At 54.9% G+C, this 6,209-nt stretch carries 8 protein-coding genes; 2 read left to right on the forward strand and 6 right to left on the reverse strand.

Features of this window, described 5'->3' with window-relative positions; translation table 11 throughout:
- Positions 1-89: 89 nt before the first annotated feature.
- The 3 genes from nlpE to ACSZPU_RS22240 are packed head-to-tail and all read right to left on the reverse strand — an operon-like array spanning position 90 to position 1,788.
- A complete protein-coding gene (gene nlpE / locus ACSZPU_RS22230; RefSeq protein ID WP_499003230.1) occupies positions 90-788 on the reverse strand; it encodes an envelope stress response activation lipoprotein NlpE in 699 nt (232 codons plus the stop codon).
- Between the two features lie 35 nt (positions 789-823).
- Positions 824-1,246: an alternative ribosome rescue aminoacyl-tRNA hydrolase ArfB gene (arfB, locus tag ACSZPU_RS22235; RefSeq protein WP_499003232.1), complete on the reverse strand. Its 423-nt coding sequence runs from the start codon at positions 1,244-1,246 to the stop codon at positions 824-826.
- Positions 1,243-1,788, reverse strand: a complete 546-nt coding sequence (locus ACSZPU_RS22240; protein WP_499003233.1) for a YaeQ family protein — start codon at positions 1,786-1,788, stop codon at positions 1,243-1,245. Before ACSZPU_RS22240 ends, arfB begins: the two co-directional genes overlap by 4 nt.
- 193 nt (positions 1,789-1,981) lie before the next feature.
- Here ACSZPU_RS22240 and ACSZPU_RS22245 point away from each other — a divergent pair, with 193 nt between their 5' ends.
- Positions 1,982-2,182 carry a YaeP family protein gene (locus ACSZPU_RS22245; protein ID WP_499003235.1) on the forward strand — a complete coding sequence of 67 codons (201 nt, stop codon included), beginning with the start codon at positions 1,982-1,984 and terminating at the stop codon, positions 2,180-2,182.
- On the forward strand, positions 2,169-2,429 hold the full coding sequence (gene rof, locus ACSZPU_RS22250; protein ID WP_499003237.1) for a Rho-binding antiterminator: 261 nt from the start codon (positions 2,169-2,171) through the stop codon (positions 2,427-2,429). Before ACSZPU_RS22245 ends, rof begins: the two co-directional genes overlap by 14 nt.
- A 30-nt stretch (positions 2,430-2,459) precedes the next feature.
- Here the strand turns inward: rof and tilS are convergent, their stop codons facing one another.
- From tilS to ACSZPU_RS22265, 3 genes are all read right to left on the reverse strand, one after another.
- Complete coding sequence (gene tilS, locus ACSZPU_RS22255) at positions 2,460-3,755, reverse strand: tRNA lysidine(34) synthetase TilS (RefSeq protein WP_499003241.1); 1,296 nt, start codon at positions 3,753-3,755, stop codon at positions 2,460-2,462.
- Positions 3,756-3,818: 63 nt separating this feature from the next.
- Entirely contained in the window at positions 3,819-4,208 is a 390-nt protein-coding gene (locus ACSZPU_RS22260) for a VOC family protein (protein ID WP_499003239.1), read from the reverse strand.
- A gap of 57 nt (positions 4,209-4,265) precedes the next feature.
- Positions 4,266-6,209, reverse strand: a 1,944-nt coding sequence (locus tag ACSZPU_RS22265) for a lysine decarboxylase LdcC (protein WP_499003240.1), incomplete at its 5' end; no start/stop codon positions are given.

Here is a 6,209-nt window from a genome sequence, read left to right on the forward strand (position 1 = left end):
AGACTCTCAGAGTCTGGACTGAGTACGCCCCTATGGGGCGTTATCAATGCCACCTGCTATGCAGGTGGTTTTTTACTCGTGATTACAGTCTATTTGTGATTACAATCTTTTCCGGCAATAAACTTCGCGTTCTTATCCGCCACCAGCGCCTTCTCCATCACACCGCTGCCCACTTTCGGCTGTAGCGTGAAGTGCCCCTCAACCTCCAGCAAAATCGGCTGTGAAGCCTGCCCCGATGCAGCTTTATATTGCTGTTCAAGCGGAGCATCGTTGCTCACCGCAACCCGCTTGCCGGTAATACAATCGGCGAACTCCGCCACGCCAGCGATGCGTGAATACATGCCACGCATCGCCATCGGTGTTGTCGGTAATGGCGCCGCGACAGGCTGCAGGACATAATTCAGCTGTGAGCGAATCGGGTTCCCTTCACGATCCAGCATCTCCAGCGAACTGCCCTTCGCATGGAAGTAAAGTTTCTCGCCGCTGGCATCCGTCAGCACCAGCTTGTCGGCAGTGCGCGCCCACCGCCCGTAGGAGGCAAAATTCGACGGCGCTTTGCCGCCCTGATAGCCCTGATTCATCACCCAGGTGCCATCTTTTTCAAGGAACAATGAGGTTTCGATACCTTCGCAATCCGCGCACGGCAAAATACCGCGCCAGCTCTGTTGCATAGGCTTAAGCTTTTCAGCCCGTACGGGCGACACCGTGTCAACGTCTCCCCGGTTGTTGCACCCCATCAGCGGAAAGAGTGTCATTGCCGCAGCCAAAGATAAAATCGCTTTATTCACTCTTTCTTCCTTATGAACAGTTCTCGTCTCGTACGTCACTCCTGCGGGCGACGAACCTTCCCACGTAGCGCTTTTACAGAAGACTTCTGCGCTTTTCCCGCCAGACGCCGCTCTTTCGATGCCCGCGTTGGACGGGTTGCCCGACGGCTTTTCTGCACCACCGTCAGTTCTTTGATTAACGCCACCAGCCGGGCGATTGCCGCTTCGCGATTCATCTCCTGGCTACGGTACTCCTGCGCCTTGATGATCACGATGCCCTCGGCCGTTAAGAGATGGTGCGTCGCGGCCAGCAGCTTCTCTTTATAAAATTCAGGCAAACTGGACGCACGAATATCGAAACGCAGATGAATCGCCGTTGAGGCCTTATTCACATGCTGCCCGCCCGCACCCTGCGCGCGAATCGCGGTAATCTCCAGCTCTTCATCAGGAATACTCACCTGACGGGATATCTCGATCATTCGTTGTGCTGCCAGGTAGTAAGCTGAATTTCCAGATTGTTTTGAGCATCACTGAGCCAGATAGTTCCATCCTGAATCATCGCTTGCAGCATCATGGTTCGTGTCGCAAATTCACTCAGTTTGGCAAGCTGCTCATCATCAAGATACCAGATGCTCAGGTTCTTAAAGCCAGCGAGTTTTGTCTGATTCTGCTGCCACCAGATTTGCGCAGCCCTGTCGTTATAGGTAAACAGCGCAACCTTCTGAGACTGGCTACAGGCTTTTTTGATACGCCGCTCATCGGGTAATCCCAGCTCAATCCACAGGTCGATACCCAGATGATCGTTACGTAGCCAGGCCTCTGGCTCATCTTCCGCACTGAGCCCACGCGTAAACTGCAATCGCTCATCCGCAAACTTCAGCCATGCCAGCAGGCGCAGCATCATGCGTTCCTGCGTCTCGGAAGGATGACGGGCAAGCGTTAACGTGGCATCGAGAAACTGATTTCGGTCTAAATCCGCCACATTCACAGTAGCTTTATAAATTGTTGCTTTGAGCGCCATACCGCCTCCTTTGCAAAACAGCGGCTATTGTAGCGAATAAAGGTATAACGCGCTGTTATCTCTTACTCTGTGGTTAATTCATCACTCTGATAATGGTTAGTCGGCTGTGGTATAGTCACCTTGCTAAACAGAGTTAATCTTCGTAGGCTTAATGGTATCTCACAGTAAAGCTAGGGTGCTGACAGGAGGACGTGTGGGAAATTATTGTGAGTTAATCCGCCAGCGGTATGCGGAAATTGCCAGCGGAGACTTAGGGTATATCCCGGATGCGCTGGGGTGCGTATTGAAAGTTTTGAATGAAGTGGCTTCGGACGATACCATTTCAGAGTCGGTCAGGGAAAAGGCGGCGTATGCTGCCGCGAACTTACTGGTGAGCGATTATGTCAATGAATGATACCTACCAACCCATTAATTGCGATGACTATGACAATCTGGAACTCGCCTGTCAGCATCATCTCTTACTGGCGATCGAGCTGAAAGATGGCGAAGTGTTGCAGGCAAAAGCCAGCGATTTAGTGTCGCGCAAAAATGTGGAATATTTGGTTGTTGAAATTGCAGGTGCAACGCGCGAACTGCGTCTCGACAAAATTGCCAGCTTTAGCCATCCGGAAATCGGCACCGTCGTGGTGAGCGAATCCTGACAGCACTTTTCGGGCAGCGCTGACTGCCCGTTACTTCTGCCACGTCAGCCGCACACCTGACTGCCCGTCCTCGGCTTTTCCCTCCAGCGTGACAAACACACCCGCCGCAGCTATCAACGATTCACCATAAAACAGCAGCGGCGTTGTATCCCGATGCCAGGGCGCGACGCCCAGTTCCTGCCAGAGTTTTTTAAGCTTACGCCCACCGTTACGGCCCTGAATATGCCATGTTCCCGCTGCCTGAAAGCGTACCGTTACCGCTTCGTCAGCGCCCGGCGCTCTCAGTTCATCACCTGGCGCAAGCGATAAGACACCAAGCGCATCCGGCAACGTCAGTGGCGAAAAGGGTGCGGGCCACGGCAGAACGTTTTCTCGCTGGCTTGCCAACGCCTTCACCCACCACAAATAGCCCTGATAGCGACGAATTTCATGGTCACCAAGACGCAAACACGGCGTGGCGTCCTCTCTGGCTAATGCCACCTCTTGCCAGACCCGGACAAGCATCTCTCGCGAGGGCATCGGTGCCTGCTGCGCGGAAAGCCAGCGGCGTAAAATAGCGGCACGGCGCACCGCGCTTAACGCGTCCAGCGCCGCAATCGACAGCCCGCCGTCACGGTGCGTCGCCGCCGCAAGCTCATCCGCCAGCAGCTCATCCAGCAGTTGCTCCTGCTCACCGCACAACGCCGCACTGCGCGCCACCGCATCGGAAAAATGCGGCCAGCGGGCATTTAATACAGGCAGAACTCGCAGGCGCAGGAAGTTGCGGTCGTAAGTATCATCAGCGTTACTCTCATCCTCAATCCACGACAGCCCATGCTGTTGCGCCCAGTGAAGCAGGGACTGACGCGTTTCGTGCAACAACGGCCTGAGGAGCATCGTTCCGGCGAATGGCAGCGTTTCCGGCATTCCCGCAAGGCCAGCCGGGCCGCTCCCTCGCTTGAGTGCCAGTAAAAAGGTTTCGCTCTGATCGTCCAGGTGCTGGGCGGTAAGGAGCGATTCACCCGGTAATAACGCCTGAGTAAACGCCGTGTAGCGCGCTTTTCTGGCCTGCGCTTCAATCCCGTGACCTTCATCCACCAGTTGTACCCGATGAATAACAAGCGGCACCTGCCAGCCATCGCAGATCTGCTGGCAGTGGGCAGCCCAGGCATCCGCATTGGGGCTTAGCCCATGGTGAACATGAATCGCGCGCAGGGAAATATCCGGCTGCTGCTGACGCCATTGCACCAGACGGTGCAATAGTACCGTCGAATCCAGCCCGCCACTGAACGCCACCAGAAACTGGCGTTGGTCGGCTGGCAGTTGGGAAAGCAATGGCAGGGTCATGGCATTAACCGAAACAGAGATCATGCCCGGCACGTTACCGGGCATTCCCGCGACTGGCAAGGCTTACTGCTGATAGAGTTCCAGCGGCAGGTTGTCAGGGTCTTTAAAAAAGGTAAAACGCTTGCCGGTGTAAGGATCCACACGGATAGCTTCGCAGGCAATATTGTGTGCCTGCAGGTGAGCGACCGCGTTATCGATATCCGCAACGCTGAATGCCAGATGACGTAATCCGCAGGCTTCCGGCCCGCTGGAACGAGCAGGTGGAAAGGGAAACGAAAACAGCTCAATAACGTACTGGCCATTCAACGCCAGGTCCCCTTTCCATGAATCGCGCTCTTCACGATAAACCTCGCTTTGCAGCGTAAAACCCAGAATGTCGCAATAGAACGCTTTGCTCTTTACATAATCCGTCGCGATGATGGCGATGTGGTGTATCTGTTGTAAACCCAGCATAGTGCCTCCTTTATGTCTCTGCGCACGTTACCGTTGTGGCAGGTAACCCGCAAGAGGCTACGGTCTTTTTAAGACACGTACCCAATAGACGCCATCGTCCCCCCTTTTCGCGCCATGAATATCCGTTTCAAAACCGGGATAGTGTCGCCCTATTGCGCAGAGCATTAACAGGAAATCCAGCACGGAGCGGCTCGCCTCGGTGATCATCTCTCCAGGCATCAGGAGCGGCACCCCCGGCGGGTAAGGCAAGATCATGTTGGCGGAGATACGCCCGGTAAGTCTTTCCAGTTCGATGGTTTCGACGTCACCGCGAATTTGCTGTTGCCAGGCCTGATGCGGCGTGAGTTTCATTTCCGGCAGTACGTCAAATGCCCGCAGCATCAGGTGCGGCAGGTCGTGCTGGCGAATCAATTTGTGGATACCCTGCGCCAGATCCTGGATGCGCATATTGCGGTAGAAATCAGGATCTTCGGCATAGAGATCCGGCAGCATGTTCTTCACCCGCAAATTGAGATCGTAGGCGCGTTTGAACTCCATTAACCCACGCAGCAACCCCATCGCCCGGGTTTTGTCGATCCCGATACTGAACAGGAACAACAGGTTGTAAGGGCTGGTCTTTTCGACCACCACGCCGCGCTCATCGAGAAACTTCGCTACCAGCGCCGCCGGGATCCCCTCTTCGCTCATCGTGCCTGACTCATCCATACCGGGCGTCAGGATGGTGACCTTAACCGGGTCGAGGAACATATGATCTTCGTCAGCGTCGCGGAAACCGTGCCAGCTTTCCCCCGGCGCGACCGCCCAGCAGTCCGCCTCATCGATCTCTTCCGGCTGCCAGATATCGAAGAACCAGCCGTCGGCTTCATCTTTCAGCCGCTGCACCTCTTTACGGAAATGCAGTGCACGTTCCACCGAGCGGTTAATCAGCCGTTTACCCGGATTTCCCCGCAGCATTGCCGCGGCGGTTTCAATGGAGGCCACCAGCGGATAGCTCGGCGAGGTGGATGTGTGCATCATAAACGCTTCGTTAAAGGTGTCTTCGTCATATTCACCCTTCACATGGATAAGCGAGGCCTGCGAAAACGCCGCCAGCATTTTGTGCGTCGATTGCGTTTCGAAGATCACTTTTCCCGGCACCCGTTCACCGCTCATGCCGCTCTTCCCGGCATAAATTGGATGAAAGTTGGTGTATGGCACCCAGGCGGAATCAAAATGGATGGACGGCACATCCAGCGTCTTCTTAATCCAGTCAGTGTTGTAGAGCAGGCCATCGTAGGTGGAGTTGGTGATCACCGCATGTACCGGCCAGGTGGCACCCGCCGTTGTCGCAATCTTTTGTTCAATGCTGGCATGGGTGAATTCACGACGCGGAATACCGCCCAGAATCCCCAGCGCATTGCGCCCCGGTTTCAGCCACAGCGGCGTGACATCGCTCATCATCAACAGGTGGGCCAGCGATTTGTGGCAGTTGCGATCGATAAGCAAGGTACTGCCCACCGGCGCGGCGTACATTCCAACGATTTTATTGGAGGTAGAGGTGCCGTTGGTGACCATATAGCTTTGTTCCGCGCCAAAGGTCCGGGCGATATACTCCTCGGCCTCCAGGTGCGGCCCGCTGTGATCGAGCAGCGAACCCAGCTCGGTAACCGAGATAGAAACATCCGCTTTTAGCGTGTTACCACCAAAGAAATCATAAAACAGGCAGCCAACCGGGCTTTTCAGATAGGCCGTGCCCGCCATGTGGCCCGGCGTACAGAAGGTGTATTTGCCCTCTTTCACATAGGTAAACAGGGCTTTAGTGAAAGGCGGCGTGATGTTATCGAGATACTCTTTCGTGTACTGGCCAATGCGCGACGCAATATCATCGGCCATCCCCAGCGCATACTCAAAAAACCACAGCGCCATACGCATATCGTGAGCACTGACTGTCAACAGCAGTCGAACTTTGACCCACCTTTGTTTAACAACAGCAGTTGTAATTTGACCCACCTGATCACTCAG

This window comes from Phytobacter sp. V69, from assembly GCF_965644215.1.
Lineage (GTDB): Bacteria > Pseudomonadota > Gammaproteobacteria > Enterobacterales > Enterobacteriaceae > Phytobacter.

What these genes read in the sequence shown, in the direction of transcription:
- arfB (WP_499003232.1), bottom strand. Translation starts at nt 1,246, where the DNA reads ATGATCGAGATATCCCGTCAGGTGAGTATTCCTGATGAAGAGCTGGAG.
- ACSZPU_RS22240 (WP_499003233.1), bottom strand. Translation starts at nt 1,788, where the DNA reads ATGGCGCTCAAAGCAACAATTTATAAAGCTACTGTGAATGTGGCGGAT.
- rof (WP_499003237.1), top strand. Translation starts at nt 2,169, where the DNA reads ATGTCAATGAATGATACCTACCAACCCATTAATTGCGATGACTATGAC.
- tilS (WP_499003241.1), bottom strand. Translation starts at nt 3,755, where the DNA reads ATGACCCTGCCATTGCTTTCCCAACTGCCAGCCGACCAACGCCAGTTT.
- ACSZPU_RS22260 (WP_499003239.1), bottom strand. Translation starts at nt 4,208, where the DNA reads ATGCTGGGTTTACAACAGATACACCACATCGCCATCATCGCGACGGAT.